The organism is Shimia biformata, from assembly GCF_016888515.1.
Lineage (GTDB): Bacteria > Pseudomonadota > Alphaproteobacteria > Rhodobacterales > Rhodobacteraceae > Shimia_A > Shimia_A biformata.
Genome location: NZ_JAFEJK010000001.1, coordinates 437,369 through 452,944, shown reverse-complemented (window position 1 = coordinate 452,944; position 15,576 = coordinate 437,369). Strand labels below are relative to the sequence as shown.

Genomic DNA, 15,576 nt, shown 5'->3' with positions numbered 1-15,576 from the left:
GAAAAACCGCAATATGTCGCAAGCCCGACACGGACGATCACATTCCATAGTAGTCGCGGAACCATGTGACATAAGCCGACATGCCATTCTGCACGCTTGTCTGCGGCCGCACCCCAGTGAGGTGTTCCAGCAATCTCGCTTCGGCCCAGGTTGCCTCGACATCACCGGGCTGCATCGGCATCAGGTCTTTCTGTGCGCTCAGACCCGTCGCCGTCTCGATCGCCGCGATGAACTCCAGCAACGGCACAGGCTCGCCATTGCCAATATTGACCACTCGCCAGGGCGCCACTGGGGAAAGGCTGTCGAAGGCGGGGGCGGGTTCGGAACGGTCGCCTGGTTGTGGTGGAACCGCGTGGATCAAGGCGACTATTCCGGCGACAAGATCGTCCACAAAGGTGAAATCGCGTTGCATATCACCGAAGTTGAAGACCTTGATCGGCTCACCCTTCAAAATCGCGCTGGTGAACAAGTAGGGCGCCATGTCAGGCCGCCCCCAGGGTCCATAGACAGTGAAAAAGCGGAACATTGTGATCGGCAGGTGATAGAGATGGGCATAGGAATGCGCCATCGCTTCGTTCGCCTTCTTGGTCGCGGCGTAAAACGACATCTGATGATCTGTCTGGTGAGTCTCGGCGTAGGGCATCTCGGAATTGGCGCCATAGACAGAGGACGTGGACGCCATCAACAGATGCCTGGGCGGAAAGGCGCGTGCCGCTTCCAACAGTTCAAACGTGCCAATCAGATTGCTTTCCAAATAAGAGCGCGGCGCCTCAATCGAAAAGCGCACGCCTGCCTGCGCGGCCAGGTGGATGACAACGTCCGGCTGGTGTTCCTCGAACAGGCGCATCAACAGACCCGGGTCTTCAAGCCGCGCGGTGACATCGCGGAACCCCTCGTTCTGTAGCAGCATCGTTCGTCGGCGTTCTTTCAGGGCGACGTCATAATAGTCCGACAGGCAATCCAGCCCGATCACCCGCCACCCGGCATCCAAAAGTGCCTTGGCGGTGAAAAAGCCGATGAACCCGGAAGACCCTGTGACAAGGGCGGTGCGTGTCTGGATGGTCATCGGGTCCTCGCGATGGCTGTTATGATGTCACGTTTCGCGCAACAGGCGCACATCCGCAACCCGGCATGCTTCTTCTTTCAGCCGCTGGTCAAACCGGGTCAGCCGAAACAGCGGCTGGTCCCGCCGCGATTTCCCAAAGACACCGCCACGCTGCACCCAGACCCCGTCATCGGTAAAGCGGACTTGATGAAACAAACTGGTTGGGGACAGAGTCACCACGGTCGAAATGTGACCCTGTTGCACCGCAAATCGTGCCTTTTCCATGCGGGCACGATGGCTAGTCAGGCGTCCTGCGAACAGATGTGATTGCACCTTGGCCGGGCGCGGAAATGCGCGAAACCCCTCGGCGCAGCGCGACAGCGGCGGCAGCGAATTAAGCTTGCGCACCTTGCCCTCGGCGATTCCCGCCTTGAGCGAAGCCATCACCCGCCGCACGTCGCGCGGTTCCAGCAACCCGGCGACCATCGCGCGCAGCAGACGGTGTCGTTGTTCCGCCCGAAATGCCTCCAGCACTTCTGCGTGGCGGTCCGTCGGACAGAATTTTCGCAGGAACAGAGTCTGACTTGCCCCGATCTCAAACAGGTCGGAGGGGGCGCGATTTCGGGTGCGCCGAGGGCTTTCAACATATCCGTGATGCACCAGGGCACGCGGCACAATTGCGGTTGATTTCCCATCCAGCGCCAGCCGCATGTTCAGATCGGTCTCGTCCAGAAAAAAGCGGAAGGCAGGATCAAAGCCGCCGATTGCGGCCAGCACATCACGGCGAAAGGCCATGTTGGTGCCTTCGGTCTTGATTGCCTTACCCTTTGGCGGAGTCAACACCACCGGCGCATCGCCTGGAACCGCAAGATCACTGGCCACCCCTGTCGAATCCACGCTGCGCGCGCGCCACTGAAAGCTGATCCCGTTGCGTCCCAGCACATAACCGCCGCTCGACACCACCTCTGGCTGCTCAAACGGCTGGACCAGATGGGTCAGCCACGTCGGTTCCGGCACGGCATCATCATCGATAAAAGCCACGACCTCACCCGCTGACACAGTGACACCAAGGTTGCGGGCAGCCGATATATTCGGTTCATCAAACGACACGATCTTGACCGTGTCAGCAAAGGGACCAGCCCGGAGTGCATCAACGCCCCCCGGGTCGGCCACCACGACGATTTCAAAGACGGGATAGATCTGCTGGGCGATGCCCGTCAAAGCGCGGAGAAGGTTGGCGGGACGCCCCCGCGACACCACAACCACACTGACGGGCAATGCCGTCATGCAGTGCCCATTTCGGCCATCATCGCCTCAAGCCGCGGCACGTCCTGAGGGTTGTTCAACTCCCAGAACTGGCGGCCTCTGGCCTCGACCTCGACGCAGAGAACCGGGCGGCCATGTTCCATGAAGCGCAGTTGCTCCAACCCCTCAAGCCGTTCAAGCGGACCCGGTTTCCAGGTCGGGTACTGGGCCAGCGCATCGGGGCGATAGGCATAGACACCGACATGGTGAAACACCGGGGTTTCGGCGTCATCGGCATAGGTCTTGCCAGTGTAGGGGATGACTTCCTTGGAGAAATAAAGCGCGTGTTTCTGGGTCGAGAACACCGCCGTCGTGCCCCCGACACGACCCGCGCGACGGTCCTCAAGAAAGCCGTTCAGCGCCCGTCCGTCACATCGAAGAACCGGGGTCGCGATGGCGGCATCGGGGTCCGCCTGTAACCCTTTCACTAGGTCTTCGACAAACCAGGCCGGTGTCAGCGGCGCGTCACCCTGCAGGTTCACCACCACGTCATAGCCACCACCGAGCGCGGCATGCGCTTCGGCGCAACGTTCGGTGCCATTCTCACAGTCGGACGAGGTCATTACGACTTCGGCACCGAATCCTTCGGCAGCCTCACGTATACGGTCGTCGTCCGTCGCCACCACCACCCGGTCGACGCCCTTGACGGCGCAGGCTGCTTCCCAGCTGCGTTGGATCAGTGTCTTGGCTTCTCCGGTTGCGCCCTTCAGCGCCACCAGGGGTTTGCCCGGATAGCGGGTCGAGGCATAGCGCGCGGGGATGGCGATAAGAACGGACATCAGGCTTCCTTCAGGGTCACGGCCGGAGCGTAGGCGATAAAGAACGGGTTTGCGAAACCTTCTTTGCCATAGGCCAGAGGTGTGTGGTCATCAAATCGAACGACCTTGCCACCCGCGCCGTTCAACACGGCGTGGCCGGCTGCGGTGTCCCATTCCATGGTGCGGCCCAGGCGGGGATAGATGTCGGCCTCGCCCGTTGCGACAAGACAGAATTTCAGTGACGAACCCGCGCTTTTCATGTCTTTGACGGCGTATTTTCCGATGTAGTCATCAGTCGCCTGATCCCGGTGCGACTTCGACGCGACAACCATCAGCGCGTCATTATCGCTGTCCGCGACGTTGATCGGCGAAACCGCGCCCATCGTGTCAGGGTCGAAACTGCCGGTTTCCTCGACCGATTGCCCATCAGCCAGCGTCAGGAACATCCGCCCCTTGGCCGGCGCATAGACGACACCGCGCAGCGGAACACCATTTTCGACATAGGCGATGTTGACGGTGAAATCACCGCGACGATGAATGAACTCTTTGGTGCCGTCCAGCGGATCGACGATCAGGAACGTATCGCCCTTGGCCTTGTGGCTGTCGGCCTGTTCCTCGGTCACCAGCATCACATCGGGAAAGGCTGCACGTAGCCCCGCCGAAATCAACGCATCCGCAGCTTCATCCGCTGCCGTGACCGGGCTGTCGTCAGACTTCGATCTCACCTCGAAATCGTCGGAATTGTAGATCTCCATGATCTTGGTCCCGCCCTCGATGGCAAGTTTGCGGATCACCGGGATTAGCGCTTGGTAGTTCAAGGACATGCTCCTGCACGGGTTTGTTGAAATGCGTCGTCGCGCCCCTTATGCTTTGCTCATAACGGAACGGCAAGAAATCCGTGGCAGAACGGGCAATATCGCAGGCCGAGGCACCTCATGTTCCAGTACGCAACAAGACGAACACCGGTCACCGCCGGATTTGCAATCTCCGAGATCGTGTTCCATTCGATCGTCAGAGACGTGCGAAAATCTCATGGAAACGCTGTGTTGTCGCTGATCTCGAACATGATGCAGGCCATCGTCTTCGTCATGGCTTTTTTCGTGATGTTCTCGGTGCTTGGACTGCGCGGGTCGGCATTGCGAGGGGATTTCCTGCTATACATCATGTCGGGCATTTTCCTTTTCCTGACCCATACCAAGACGCTTGGCGCGGTTGTGGGAGCGGAAGGTCCGTCATCGCCAATGATGAAGCACGCACCGATGAACACAGTGATCGCGATCCTGTCGGCGGCACTGGGAACACTGTACATTCAGCTTCTGTCACTGTTCACGATCCTGTTTGTCTACCATGTCGCCTTTACCCCTGTGGTCATCGACGATCCCATCGGCGCGCTGGCGATGCTTTTGGCCGCGTGGTTTTCGGGCATGGCGATCGGGGTTGTGTTCCTGGCAATCAAACCGTGGTTTCCGACCTTCACAGGGATCGCCAGCACGGTCTACCAGCGCGCCAACATGATCGCATCCGGCAAGATGTTCGTCGCGAACACGTTGCCCAGTTTCATGGTCTCGATGTTCGACTGGAACCCGTTGTTCCACACGATCGACCAGGCGCGCGGGTTTACCTTCATCAATTATTATCCGCGCAATACCGACCCGTGGTATCCGGTCATTGTTGGCGTCATCCTGATCATGATCGGCTTCATGGGCGAGTTCTATACGCGCCGCAATGCCTCTCTCAGCTGGAGCGCCCGCAGATGATCCGGGTGTTGCTTGCCCTCGCGCTGCTGTTGCCGGCCCCGCTTCTGGCGCAAAGCTATGGCCAGTTGCCGGGCCTGTTCCGTGTCACTGATGTTGCCCCGAATGATGTACTGAACATCCGCGCCCAGCCAGATGCGTCCGCGCCGATTGTGGGCGTGCTGCCCCATGATGCGACCGCTGTCGAAGTAGTCTATACCGACGACACGACAAAGTGGGGGCGGGTGAATTCTGGCGAAACGGGTGGCTGGGTTTCAATGCGCTTCCTTGCCCGAGAGAGTGATAGGATGTGGTCGGCTGCTTCGACACCTCTGTCCTGTTTCGGTACCGAACCGTTCTGGAACGCGACCGTCGATTTCGATCCCGCGACATTGGCCTTCCGCTGGTTCGACAGCCCCGCCACCGAACTTGAAATTACCTGGGTTCATCAACCCGCCGGCCGCATCGGGGGGCCGCTGGGCCTCAAGCTGACAGGTGTGGACATGACCGGCTTTGCCACCATCCGAGAAGACATGTGCAACGACGGGATGAGTGACCGCGCCTTTGGACTGGCGGTTGAGCTATTCCTGGAAGATGGTGAAGGTCCGCAGGGTTATTCCGGCTGTTGCTCGCTTGGGCATTGACCCGCCGCGCGGCGTGACCAAGATGGGGTCATCATGACCACCGCGCTTTTTACCCACCCCGACTGCCTGTCTCATGTCACCCCCGCCGGCCACCCGGAACAAGTGGCACGGCTGGAGCATATCAATGCTTCCTTGGCCGGTCCGGGCTTTGCCGCGCTGGACCGGCGCGATGCGCCCTTGGGGGCGGATGAAGACATCCTTCTCTGTCATCCCCAAACATATCTTGACCGGATCATTGCCAGCGAACCACAATCCGGGACGCGCGCGCTGGATGCCGATACTCACATGTCGCCCGGCTCGATGCAGGCGGCACGACGCGGCGTGGGCGCGGCCGTTGCTGCCGTGGACGCGGTGCTGTCGGGTGAAGTCGCCAATGCCTTCATCGCCTGCCGCCCTCCTGGTCACCATGCCGAACGCGAGACACAAATGGGCTTCTGCCTGTTCGGAAACGCAGCAATTGCGGCCCGCCACGCCATGGACCGCCACGGGCTAAACCGCGTCGCCGTGGTCGATTTCGACGTCCACCACGGCAACGGCACGCAAGACCTGTTGTGGAACGAAGAGCGCGCGTTGTTCTTCTCTTCACATCAAAGCCCGCTCTGGCCCGGCACCGGCGACGCGAACGAGACTGGCGGCCACAACAATATCGTCAACCTGCCGCTTGCGCCGCACAGTGACGGTCAAGCCATGCGCCGCGTCTACGAGTCCGAGGTGTTTCCCATGCTCGACCGTTTCGCGCCCGAACTGATCCTGATTTCGGCCGGGTTTGACGCACATATGGCAGACCCGCTGGCGCAGTTGAACTGGACGACCGAGGACTTCACATGGCTGACCGAACGGCTGTGCGACACGGCGGACCAGCATTGCGAGGGGCGCGTCGTCTCGACTCTTGAGGGAGGATATGATCTTAACGCGCTCGCCGCGTCCGTCGCGGCACATGTCACGGTTCTGATGGAGAGAGGCGCATGAGCGAGACCCCGGTAGCGGAAATGAATTTCGAAGACGCGATGCGAGAGCTTGAGCGCGTCGTCGGCGCACTGGATCGCGGCGATGTGGCGCTGGATGAGTCGATTAAGCTGTATGAACGCGGCGCAGAGCTGAAGGCACGCTGCGAGGCGCTTCTGAAAGACGCCGAGGAAAAAGTCGCGGCCATCACGCTGGACGGCGATGGCACCCCTACCGGCACCACGCCGGTCGAGGGCATGTAAGCACGACACCAAGAACAGCACCCGACCGGGGGCGGAACGCAATTCGCCCACCCATCAGAAAAGTTGGGCGCCGCCCGGAATATCCGCCGGGTATGGATTGAAAGAAGCGACGTGTTCGAAACTGCACTGAAATCCACCGCTGACGCGGTCCAGACGCATCTTGATACCGTGCTTGCGCCCCTTGGCGATCTGCCGGTGATCGAAGCGATGCGCTATGCCAGCGGCGGGGGCAAACGTCTGCGTGCCTTCCTTGTTCTGGAAAGTGCGGCCATGCATGAAATCGACCCGCGCCACGCGATCTGGCCCGCAACGGCGATCGAATGCATCCACGCCTACTCGCTGATCCACGACGACCTGCCCTGCATGGACGATGACGACCTGCGCCGCGGCCTTCCCACCGTGCATGTCAAATGGGACGAGACAACGGCGGTTCTGGCCGGTGACGCGCTTCAGACCCTTGGATTTGAACTGGCCGCACACACCGACTGTCACCCTGACGCAGTTGTACGCGCCGATCTTGCCCTGACCCTTGCCCGCGCTGCCGGGGCCGGAGGGATGGTTCTGGGACAGGCATTGGACATTGCCGCCGAAACCGCACCAGAACCACTGACGCTGGATCAGATCACCCGGCTTCAGGCGGGCAAGACAGGCGCGCTGATTGCATGGTCGGCAGAGGCGGGCGGGCGCATGGCCCGCGCCGACATCGCGCCCCTGACCGCCTATGCCACTGCGCTTGGTCTGGCCTTCCAGATCGCCGATGACATACTGGATATCGAGGGTGACGCGGCCACCGTCGGTAAGGCCGTGGGCAAGGACGCGGCGGCGGGCAAGGCGACTTTCGTGTCGCTGCTGGGGCTGGACGGGGCGAAACGCCGCGCCCGCGACCTCGTGACGGAAGCCTGCGACGCGCTATCCTGTTATGGTGACAAGGCCGGCAACTTGCGGGAAGCCGCGCTTTTCGTTATTGCCCGCGACAACTGAACCAGAACCGGACGCCCCATGTCCCAACGCCCCGAAACCCCACTTCTTGACCGTGTCAGCCGACCAGCGGACCTGCATCAATTCAATGATGCGGACCTGACCCGGCTTGCGCGTGAACTACGGGCGGAAACCGTATCCGCCGTGTCCGAAACCGGAGGCCATTTGGGTGCGGGGCTGGGCGTGGTAGAACTGACCGTGGCGCTGCATGCCGTGTTCGACACGCCGCGCGACAAGATTATCTGGGACGTGGGCCACCAGTGCTATCCGCACAAGATCCTGACCGGACGCCGTGACCGCATCCGCACCCTGCGCCAGAAGGACGGGTTGTCGGGTTTCACCAAGCGCAGCGAATCCGTCTATGACCCGTTCGGCGCGGCGCATTCCTCGACCTCAATTTCGGCGGCGCTGGGATTTGCCGTGGCCCGTGACCTTGGCGGGCAATGCGACGGCGGGCTTGGTGACGCGGTGGCGGTGATCGGTGATGGCTCGATCTCGGCGGGCATGGCCTATGAGGCGATGAACAACGCCGGGCACCTGGGTAAGCGGCTGTTCGTGATCCTGAACGACAACGACATGTCAATCGCCCCGCCCGTTGGCGCCATGTCGAACTACCTGTCCCGGCTCTATGCCGGGGAGCCATTCCAGGAATTCAAGGCCGCCGCCAAGGGCGCGGTCTCGCTTCTGCCTGAACCCTTCCGCGAAGGCGCCAAGCGCGCCAAGGAAATGCTCAAGGGCATGACCGTCGGCGGCACCCTGTTCGAGGAACTGGGCTTTTCCTATGTCGGCCCCATCGACGGGCATGACATGGATCAGCTTCTGCCGGTCCTGCGCACATTGCATCAGCGCGCCACCGGGCCGGTGCTGCTGCATGTGATCACCAAGAAGGGCAAGGGCTATGCCCCCGCCGAAAACGCGCGCGACCGGGGTCATGCCACGGCGAAATTTGACGTGGTCACGGGCAAGCAGCACAAGGCGCCGTCAAACGCACCTTCCTATACCTCGGTGTTCGGCAAGACCCTGACCCAGCTTGCCGCCGAAGACGACAAGATCGTCGCCGTGACCGCCGCAATGCCGGACGGGACAGGGTTGAACCTTTTTGCCGAACGCTATCCCAGCCGCTGCTTTGACGTGGCGATCGCAGAACAGCACGGTGTCACTTTCGCGGCGGCACTGGCAGCCGGTGGCATGAAGCCTTTCTGCGCGATGTACTCGACCTTCCTGCAGCGTGGCTATGACCAGGTTGTGCATGATGTCGCGATCCAACGTCTGCCGGTGCGCTTCGCGATCGACCGCGCGGGGCTTGTTGGCGCGGATGGTGCCACCCACGCTGGCAGTTTTGACATTGCCTATCTTGCAAACCTGCCCGGCATGGTCGTGATGGCCGCCGCGGACGAAGCGGAACTGGTCCATATGGTCGCCACCGCCGCCGCGCATGATGAAGGCCCCATCGCCTTCCGTTATCCGCGCGGAGAAGGTGTCGGCGTCGAGATGCCCGAAACCCCGGCTCCGCTGGAAATCGGCAAGGGTCGCATGATCCGCGAAGGCAAACGTGTCGCGATTCTGTCCTTCGGCACGCGACTGGAAGAGGTGAAAAAAGCGGCCGAGAACCTGTCGGCCAAGGGTATCACCCCGACAATCGCCGACGCTCGGTTTGCCAAACCTCTGGACGAAGGCCTGATCCTCAATCTTGCCCGAACTCACGAGGCGTTGATCACCATCGAAGAAGGCGCGATCGGCGGTTTCGGCAGCCACGTCGCCCAGCTTCTTGCAGAAAACGGTGTCTTCGACGACGGGTTGAAATACCGCTCGATGGTGCTGCCCGATATCTTCATCGACCAGGCCAGCCCCCGCGACATGTATGACGTTGCCGCGATGAACGCCGAACAGATCGAAGCCAAGGTCCTGAACACGCTGGGCATCTCCCAGATCGGCAGCAAAAGCGCGTAGCACCCGCCATTCACTGGTTCAGATACCCCCGCCGAGGGCAGGCCGAGCGCAGCGAGGGCGTGCCCCACTTGATCTTGGCACGCCCCCATGGTCCCCTGACCTGAACAGGAGGACCCGCCATGACCGTCACAGAATTGCGCCCAAACATGGATCACTGGCAGGAACGTGTCGATCTTGCCGCCGCCTTCCGCTGGACGGCCCGACTTAACATGCACGAGGCAGTGGCCAACCACTTCAGCCTGTCGGTGAATGACGACGGCACCCAGTTCCTCATGAACCCGAACCAGAAACATTTTTCTCGGATAAAGGCGTCCGATCTGCTGCTGATCGACGCCAACGACCCCGAAACGCTGCAAGGGCCGGATGCGCCTGACCCGACCGCCTGGGGACTGCATGGCGCGTTGCACCGCAATTGCCCGCACGCCCGATGCGCGATGCATGTGCATTCTATCCACGCAACTGTGCTGGCCTCACTTGCCGATTCCCGCCTGCCCGCAATCGACCAGAACACCGCGATGTTCTTCGACCGTGTGGTGATCGACGACCACTATGGTGGGCTTGCATTCGAAGAAGAGGGTGAACGCTGCGCCGCGCTGTTTGCTGACCCGAAGAAAACCGTGATGGTCATGGGCAATCACGGTGTCATGGTAATCGGCCAGACCGTGGCCCAGACCTTTACACGGCTTTACTACTTCGAACGCGCTGCCGAGACCTATATTCGCGCCTTGCAAACCGGACGCCCGCTGCGGGTCCTGCCCGACGACATCGCCGCCAAGACTGCCGATGAAATCGAGGCCTACCCGGAACAGGATGACCGCCATCTGGCCGAGCTGAAGACCATCCTTGATGAGGAAGGTTCGACCTACGCCGACTGATCCGTTTGCCGCATCTGTCGTGGTGGGGTGCCGAACTCCTCGCGGAAGGCGCGAGTCATGGCGCTGGCATTGACGTAACCCGTCCGCACCGCGATTTCGGCGACGCTCAGATCGGTTTCAGTGACCAGTTTACGAGCGAGATTCAGCCGCATCCGGCGATAGACATGTTTCGGCGTCGCCCCCAGCCCGGCCCGCATCCGGGTTTCCAGCGTCTTCTGTGAACATCCCGCCCGCGACGCGACCTGTGACAATGGCAGAGGGTCTTCGAGATTGGCGTCCATCACCGCCAGCGCGCGGTTGACCACCCGGTCCATGACGCCGATCCCGCCGGCATGCGACCGCGCCGACCCGCGCACCATGAACAGTTGCGCGACTTCCAGCGCCAGCGCCTGTCCGTTCTCCTGCCCGATCAGGAACATCACAAGGTCAAACGCCGCCATCGCGCCGGAACAGGTGACGCGGTTGCCATCAATCACGAACCGCTCGCGCAATACTTCGACCTCGGGGAAACGCTCGGCGAAGCTGTCCAGTTCCTCCCAGTGGATCGTCGCCTTGCGACCTGTCAGCAGCCCGGCTTCGGCCATAAGCCAGCTTCCGGTATCCAGCCCGGCCACCACGTCGAACCGCCGCGCCGCCCGACGAAGGGCCGTCTGGCCGCGCAAATCGCCAAGGTCACGGAACCCGTAAGATGGCATCACAACCAGCATATCCCCGGACGCGGCCTCAAGCGGCTGATGTGCTGCAACGGGCAGGCCGCTGGAACTGGTCACCACTCCGCCTTCGGGCGCCAGGAAGTGCCAAGTGTACAAATCCTGCCGCGACAGCATGTTTGCCGCCCGCAATGGTTCCACCGTGTTGGCGAGGCAATGGTTCGAAAACCCGTCGAAAAGCAGGACCCCGATTTTTCGCATATCCGCGACATTTGCCCATTTCTGCATGAACAACATCTAATTTTGCACGGCTTGCCCCGTCAATTGGCCAATCATGGATCAGCGGCGCTTTCAGGAGACAGCCCATGCAATTCGGACTGACTGAAGAACAGGAGATGATCGTCTCGACCGTCCGCAGCTTTGTCGAGAACGAGATCTACCCCCACGAGGACCTTGTCGAACGCACCGGCGAGGTGCCGCCAGATGTCGCGGAACGGATCAAGCAAAAGACTATCGAGCTAGGCTTCTATGCCTGCAACTTCCCCGAAAACGTTGGCGGCGCGGGCCTTGGCCATCTTGAGTTCGCACTTGTCGAGCGGGAACTGGGCCGGGGCTCCATGGCACTGAACCACTTTTTCGGGCGGCCGCAAAACATCCTCATGGCATGCAAAGGCGACCAGATAGACCGCTACCTTCTGCCCGCCGTCCGAGGCGAAAGGATGGATGCGCTGGCCATGACGGAACCCGGCGCGGGATCTGACGTGCGGGGCATGAAATGCAGCGCGGTGCGCGATGGCGGCGACTGGGTGCTGAACGGCACCAAGCATTTCATCTCGGGCGCCGATCATGCGGATTTTGTCATTGTTTTTGTCGCCACTGGCGAAGATATGACCCCGCGCGGCCCCAAAAAACGCATCACTACTTTCCTTGTCGATCGCGGCACGCCGGGTTTCACAATCCGCGACGGATACAAGTCGGTCAGCCATCGCGGCTACAAGAACATGATCCTGGAATTCGACGACTGCCGCCTGCCCGACGCGCAGGTTCTGGGCGAGGTCGACGGCGGCTTCGCGGTGATGAACGAATGGCTCTATGCCACCCGCATCACCGTCGCCACGATGTGCGTCGGCCGCGCGCGGCGAGTGTTTGACATGGCACTGAACTATGCCGCCCAGCGCGAGCAGTTCGGCCAACCTATTGGCAAGTTCCAGGGCGTGAGCTTCCAGATCGCCGACATGATCACCGAGATCGACGCCGCCGACCTTCTGACCCTCGCCGCCGCCGACCGTCTCGACAAGGGGCTGCCCGCGAACCGAGAGATCGCCTCGGCCAAGCTATATGCGTCGGAAATGTTGGCACGCGTGACCGATACAGCAATCCAGATCCACGGCGGCATGGGTTTGATGGACGATTATCCACTGGAACGGTTCTGGCGCGATGCCCGTGTTGAACGCATCTGGGACGGCACGTCCGAAATTCAGCGCCACATCATCAGCCGCGACTTGTTGCGACCGTTGGGGGCATAGGGAGTGGCGCGGAAATCGAGCTCGCGCGCGATGCCTTCGGCGAAGGTATTTGGGCAAGAGGAAATGTGCATGCGTGACCTAGGCCGACTGTTAAGACCTGCCAGCATTGCTGTGATCGGCGGCGGCGCCTGGGGGCGCGCGGTGGTCAAGGCAGCGCGCGGGCTAGGGTTTTCCGGCGAGGTGTTTGTCGTGCATCCCAATCGTCCAGAGATACCTGGCGCCCAAACCGTGGCCCGGATCGAGGACCTGCCGCGTGGGATCGACGCTGCCTTTGTCGGCATCAACCGGCTCGCCACGATCGAGGCCGTTGATGCCCTGCGGCAACATCGGGTCGGCGGTGCGGTGTGTTTTGCCTCGGGGTTTGCCGAAGCAGACGCCGAAGATGGCGGCGCGGCGGATCTTCAGGCACGGCTGGTCGCCGCCGCCGGGGACATGCCGATTCTAGGGCCCAACTGCTATGGCATGATCAATGCACTCGACGGGGCTGCCCTGTGGCCAGACGTGCATGGCTGCGAACCGGTGAACAGCGGGGTCGCCATTCTGACGCAATCCTCAAACATCGCGATCAACCTCACCCAGCAGCAGCGCGCTCTGCCTATTGCCTATGCGGTGACTTGCGGGAACATGGCCCAGACGGCGCAGGCCGAGATCGCCAGCGCAATGCTGGACGACCCGCGTGTGACGGCCATAGGGCTGCATGTCGAAGGTTTTGGCGATCTCCGCGGATGGGAAGCTTTCGCGCGCCGGGCCTGGGACAGGCAGGTTCCTGTCGTGATTTTGAAGGTGGGCCGGTCAGCACAGGCATCTGCAGGGACAATCTCTCACACTGCGTCGCTGGCGGGCAGCCATGCCGGGGCGGGTGCGCTGATGTCGCGTCTCGGGTTTGCTGCGGTGGATGAGCTGCCGACCTTTCTTGAAACGCTCAAACTGTTTCATGTTCAGGGACCGCTGGAAAAGGCTAGCATCGCCACGATCAGCTGTTCTGGTGGTGAGGCAAGCCTGATCGCAGATACCGCGTTTGGACTTGGGCTGGACCTCCCGGCGCTGAACGACGGTCAGACCAAAGGGCTGCGACAGGCGCTGGGGCCGATGGTAGCGCTGGCAAACCCGCTGGATTACCACACCTACATCTGGCGTGATGCCGACAGGATGACCGATGCCTGGGCTGCCATGGCGCAGGGTCCGGCGGCAATCACGCTATCTATTGTCGATTTTCCGCCACAAGGAGACCCGGCCTGGGACTGCACGGTGAGTGCCGCACTGGGCGCGCGCACCCGTTCAGACAAGGCTTTTGCCGTGGTTTCCTCGCTCCCCGAACTTATGCCTCGCGACATCGCCGCAACATTGATGCAGGGCGGTGTGGTGCCCATGAATGGCCTGCGAGAGGCCCTGTCCGCCATACATGCAGCGGCGACCACAAGTGCACCCGATCCACGGCCGGTCCTGCTGCCCGGTTCTGACGGTCCGGCACATACCCTATCCGAGGACGAAGCCAAGGCAGAGTTCGACAGTGCAGGTATCCCGACGCCGCGCCGTATCCTGACCCACCGCGACGACATCGGAACAGCGGCAAAACGGATCGGGGGTCGTCTGGTCCTGAAGTCTGTTGGCCCAGCGCATAAATCCGACGCGGGCGGTGTCCGCACTGAACTGACGCTCGACACGATCACCGATGCCGCAATTGGCATGCCCGGCGAGACGTTCCTGATCGAAGAAATGATTGACGATTGCGTCGCCGAACTTCTGCTGGGCGTGACCCGCGATCCAGCGCATGGATTCGTGCTGACCATTGGCGCAGGCGGTGTGTTGACCGAGATCATGGATGACGCGGTCTCGGTTCTGGTGCCAAGCAGCCGGGACACGGTGAAACACTGCCTGTCCCAGCTGAAATCGGCACGGCTGCTGAACGGTTATCGGGGCGCAGCGCTTGCAGATATCGACGCGCTTCTTGACGTGATCGACGCGCTGCAGGGTTACGTCCTTGCCAATGCAGACACCTTGCACGAGGCTGAGATTAACCCGGTAATCTGCACCCCGACACGTGCGGTCGCCGTGGACGCCCTGATACGGAAAGGACGACTATGACCAACGAGAACCCGATCAAGACCCGACGCAAGGGCGCCATCCTCGAAGTCACGCTGGACCGCCCCAAGGCAAATGCGATCGACCTTGCGACCAGCCGGATCATGGGCGATGTGTTCCGCAGTTTCCGTGATGACCCGGACTTGCGCGTCGCCATCCTTACGGCGTCGGGCGACCGGTTCTTCAGCCCCGGCTGGGATCTGAAGGCAGCAGCGGACGGCGACGCCGTCGATGGCGACTACGGGGTCGGAGGTTTCGGCGGGCTGCAGGAAATGCGCGACATGAACAAACCGGTCATCGCGGCAGTAAACGGGCTGGCCTGCGGTGGCGGGCTTGAGCTGATGATTTCCGCCGACATGATCATCGCCGCCGACCATGCCACTTTTGCCCTGCCAGAAATCCGATCCGGCACAGTCGCCGACGCCGCAAGCGTCAAACTGCCCAAGCGCATCCCCTATCACATCGCAATGGAACTTCTGTTGACCGGACGCTGGTTCGACGCAGACGAGGCACATCGCTGGGGCCTTGTGAATGAGGTGGTCTCCAAAGACCAGCTGATGACCCGCGCCTGGGAACAGGCCGAGTTGATCGCAAGCGGCCCGCCTCTGGTCTATGCCGCCATAAAAGAGATCGTGCGCGACGCCGAGGATGCAAAATTCCAGGACGCCATGAACCGCATCACCCAACGCAAGCTGCGCACGGTGGACATCCTTTATTCCAGCGAAGATCAGCTTGAAGGCGCCCGGGCCTTCGCCGAAAAACGCGACCCGGTTTGGAAAGGACGCTAGCCTCTTGCAACCGGCGGCGGTCGCGGTCAGTGTC

General features: G+C 61.5%; 15 protein-coding genes. 10 read left to right on the top strand and 5 right to left on the bottom strand.

Features of this window, described 5'->3' with window-relative positions; all coding sequences use genetic code 11:
• Positions 1-37: 37 nt before the first annotated feature.
• The 4 genes from JQ863_RS02080 to cysQ are packed head-to-tail and all read right to left on the bottom strand — an operon-like array spanning position 38 to position 3,932.
• Positions 38-1,066: an NAD-dependent epimerase/dehydratase family protein gene (locus JQ863_RS02080; protein WP_204112672.1), complete on the bottom strand. Its 1,029-nt coding sequence runs from the start codon at positions 1,064-1,066 to the stop codon at positions 38-40.
• A 27-nt stretch (positions 1,067-1,093) separates the two neighbouring features.
• Positions 1,094-2,332, bottom strand: a complete 1,239-nt coding sequence (locus tag JQ863_RS02075) for a glycosyltransferase family 2 protein (protein WP_204112671.1) — start codon at positions 2,330-2,332, stop codon at positions 1,094-1,096.
• Positions 2,329-3,129: a 3-deoxy-manno-octulosonate cytidylyltransferase gene (locus JQ863_RS02070; RefSeq protein ID WP_204112670.1), complete on the bottom strand. Its 801-nt coding sequence runs from the start codon at positions 3,127-3,129 to the stop codon at positions 2,329-2,331. The genes JQ863_RS02075 and JQ863_RS02070 overlap by 4 nt, the downstream gene beginning before the upstream one ends.
• Positions 3,129-3,932 (bottom strand): 3'(2'),5'-bisphosphate nucleotidase CysQ, encoded by an 804-nt coding sequence (cysQ, locus tag JQ863_RS02065; protein ID WP_420826209.1) that lies wholly within the window; start codon positions 3,930-3,932, stop codon positions 3,129-3,131. Before cysQ ends, JQ863_RS02070 begins: the two co-directional genes overlap by 1 nt.
• 111 nt (positions 3,933-4,043) lie before the next feature.
• Between cysQ and JQ863_RS02060 the strand changes: the two genes are divergently transcribed.
• The 7 genes from JQ863_RS02060 to JQ863_RS02030 all read left to right on the top strand — a co-directional run bounded on the left by JQ863_RS02060 (position 4,044) and on the right by JQ863_RS02030 (position 10,496).
• Entirely contained in the window at positions 4,044-4,865 is an 822-nt protein-coding gene (locus JQ863_RS02060) for an ABC transporter permease (RefSeq protein ID WP_204112669.1), read from the top strand.
• Positions 4,862-5,485: an SH3 domain-containing protein gene (locus JQ863_RS02055; RefSeq protein WP_204112668.1), complete on the top strand. Its 624-nt coding sequence runs from the start codon at positions 4,862-4,864 to the stop codon at positions 5,483-5,485. The genes JQ863_RS02060 and JQ863_RS02055 overlap by 4 nt, the downstream gene beginning before the upstream one ends.
• 33 nt (positions 5,486-5,518) lie before the next feature.
• Positions 5,519-6,454, top strand: coding sequence for a histone deacetylase family protein (locus JQ863_RS02050; protein ID WP_204112667.1), 936 nt, complete (start codon positions 5,519-5,521; stop codon positions 6,452-6,454).
• Positions 6,451-6,693, top strand: coding sequence for an exodeoxyribonuclease VII small subunit (locus tag JQ863_RS02045; RefSeq protein WP_204112666.1), 243 nt, complete (start codon positions 6,451-6,453; stop codon positions 6,691-6,693). The genes JQ863_RS02050 and JQ863_RS02045 overlap by 4 nt, the downstream gene beginning before the upstream one ends.
• 111 nt (positions 6,694-6,804) lie before the next feature.
• Positions 6,805-7,674 (top strand): polyprenyl synthetase family protein, encoded by an 870-nt coding sequence (locus JQ863_RS02040; RefSeq protein ID WP_420826208.1) that lies wholly within the window; start codon positions 6,805-6,807, stop codon positions 7,672-7,674.
• 18 nt (positions 7,675-7,692) lie between these two features.
• On the top strand, positions 7,693-9,621 hold the full coding sequence (gene dxs, locus JQ863_RS02035; RefSeq protein ID WP_204112665.1) for a 1-deoxy-D-xylulose-5-phosphate synthase: 1,929 nt from the start codon (positions 7,693-7,695) through the stop codon (positions 9,619-9,621).
• Between the two features lie 119 nt (positions 9,622-9,740).
• Positions 9,741-10,496, top strand: coding sequence for a class II aldolase and adducin N-terminal domain-containing protein (locus JQ863_RS02030; protein ID WP_204112664.1), 756 nt, complete (start codon positions 9,741-9,743; stop codon positions 10,494-10,496).
• Here the strand turns inward: JQ863_RS02030 and JQ863_RS02025 are convergent.
• Positions 10,484-11,434: a GlxA family transcriptional regulator gene (locus JQ863_RS02025; protein WP_204112663.1), complete on the bottom strand. Its 951-nt coding sequence runs from the start codon at positions 11,432-11,434 to the stop codon at positions 10,484-10,486. The genes JQ863_RS02030 and JQ863_RS02025 overlap by 13 nt on opposite strands.
• Positions 11,435-11,511: 77 nt before the next feature.
• On the opposite strand from JQ863_RS02025, the gene JQ863_RS02020 reads away from it, so the two are divergent.
• The 3 genes from JQ863_RS02020 to JQ863_RS02010 all read left to right on the top strand — a co-directional run bounded on the left by JQ863_RS02020 (position 11,512) and on the right by JQ863_RS02010 (position 15,542).
• Complete coding sequence (locus JQ863_RS02020; RefSeq protein WP_204112662.1) at positions 11,512-12,672, top strand: acyl-CoA dehydrogenase family protein; 1,161 nt, start codon at positions 11,512-11,514, stop codon at positions 12,670-12,672.
• A gap of 69 nt (positions 12,673-12,741) precedes the next feature.
• A complete protein-coding gene (locus tag JQ863_RS02015; RefSeq protein WP_338055467.1) occupies positions 12,742-14,757 on the top strand; it encodes an acetate--CoA ligase family protein in 2,016 nt (671 codons plus the stop codon).
• Positions 14,754-15,542: a carnitinyl-CoA dehydratase gene (locus JQ863_RS02010; RefSeq protein ID WP_204112660.1), complete on the top strand. Its 789-nt coding sequence runs from the start codon at positions 14,754-14,756 to the stop codon at positions 15,540-15,542. Before JQ863_RS02015 ends, JQ863_RS02010 begins: the two co-directional genes overlap by 4 nt.
• Positions 15,543-15,576 lie beyond the last annotated feature (34 nt).

Excerpts from the sequence above, each read along its gene's own strand:
- JQ863_RS02080 (WP_204112672.1), bottom strand. The coding sequence starts at position 1,066 with ATGACCATCCAGACACGCACCGCCCTTGTCACAGGGTCTTCCGGGTTC.
- JQ863_RS02075 (WP_204112671.1), bottom strand. The coding sequence starts at position 2,332 with ATGACGGCATTGCCCGTCAGTGTGGTTGTGGTGTCGCGGGGGCGTCCC.
- JQ863_RS02070 (WP_204112670.1), bottom strand. The coding sequence starts at position 3,129 with ATGTCCGTTCTTATCGCCATCCCCGCGCGCTATGCCTCGACCCGCTAT.
- cysQ (WP_420826209.1), bottom strand. The coding sequence starts at position 3,932 with ATGTCCTTGAACTACCAAGCGCTAATCCCGGTGATCCGCAAACTTGCC.
- JQ863_RS02060 (WP_204112669.1), top strand. The coding sequence starts at position 4,044 with ATGTTCCAGTACGCAACAAGACGAACACCGGTCACCGCCGGATTTGCA.
- JQ863_RS02055 (WP_204112668.1), top strand. The coding sequence starts at position 4,862 with ATGATCCGGGTGTTGCTTGCCCTCGCGCTGCTGTTGCCGGCCCCGCTT.
- JQ863_RS02050 (WP_204112667.1), top strand. The coding sequence starts at position 5,519 with ATGACCACCGCGCTTTTTACCCACCCCGACTGCCTGTCTCATGTCACC.
- JQ863_RS02045 (WP_204112666.1), top strand. The coding sequence starts at position 6,451 with ATGAGCGAGACCCCGGTAGCGGAAATGAATTTCGAAGACGCGATGCGA.
- dxs (WP_204112665.1), top strand. The coding sequence starts at position 7,693 with ATGTCCCAACGCCCCGAAACCCCACTTCTTGACCGTGTCAGCCGACCA.
- JQ863_RS02030 (WP_204112664.1), top strand. The coding sequence starts at position 9,741 with ATGACCGTCACAGAATTGCGCCCAAACATGGATCACTGGCAGGAACGT.
- JQ863_RS02025 (WP_204112663.1), bottom strand. The coding sequence starts at position 11,434 with ATGCAGAAATGGGCAAATGTCGCGGATATGCGAAAAATCGGGGTCCTG.
- JQ863_RS02020 (WP_204112662.1), top strand. The coding sequence starts at position 11,512 with ATGCAATTCGGACTGACTGAAGAACAGGAGATGATCGTCTCGACCGTC.
- JQ863_RS02015 (WP_338055467.1), top strand. The coding sequence starts at position 12,742 with ATGCGTGACCTAGGCCGACTGTTAAGACCTGCCAGCATTGCTGTGATC.
- JQ863_RS02010 (WP_204112660.1), top strand. The coding sequence starts at position 14,754 with ATGACCAACGAGAACCCGATCAAGACCCGACGCAAGGGCGCCATCCTC.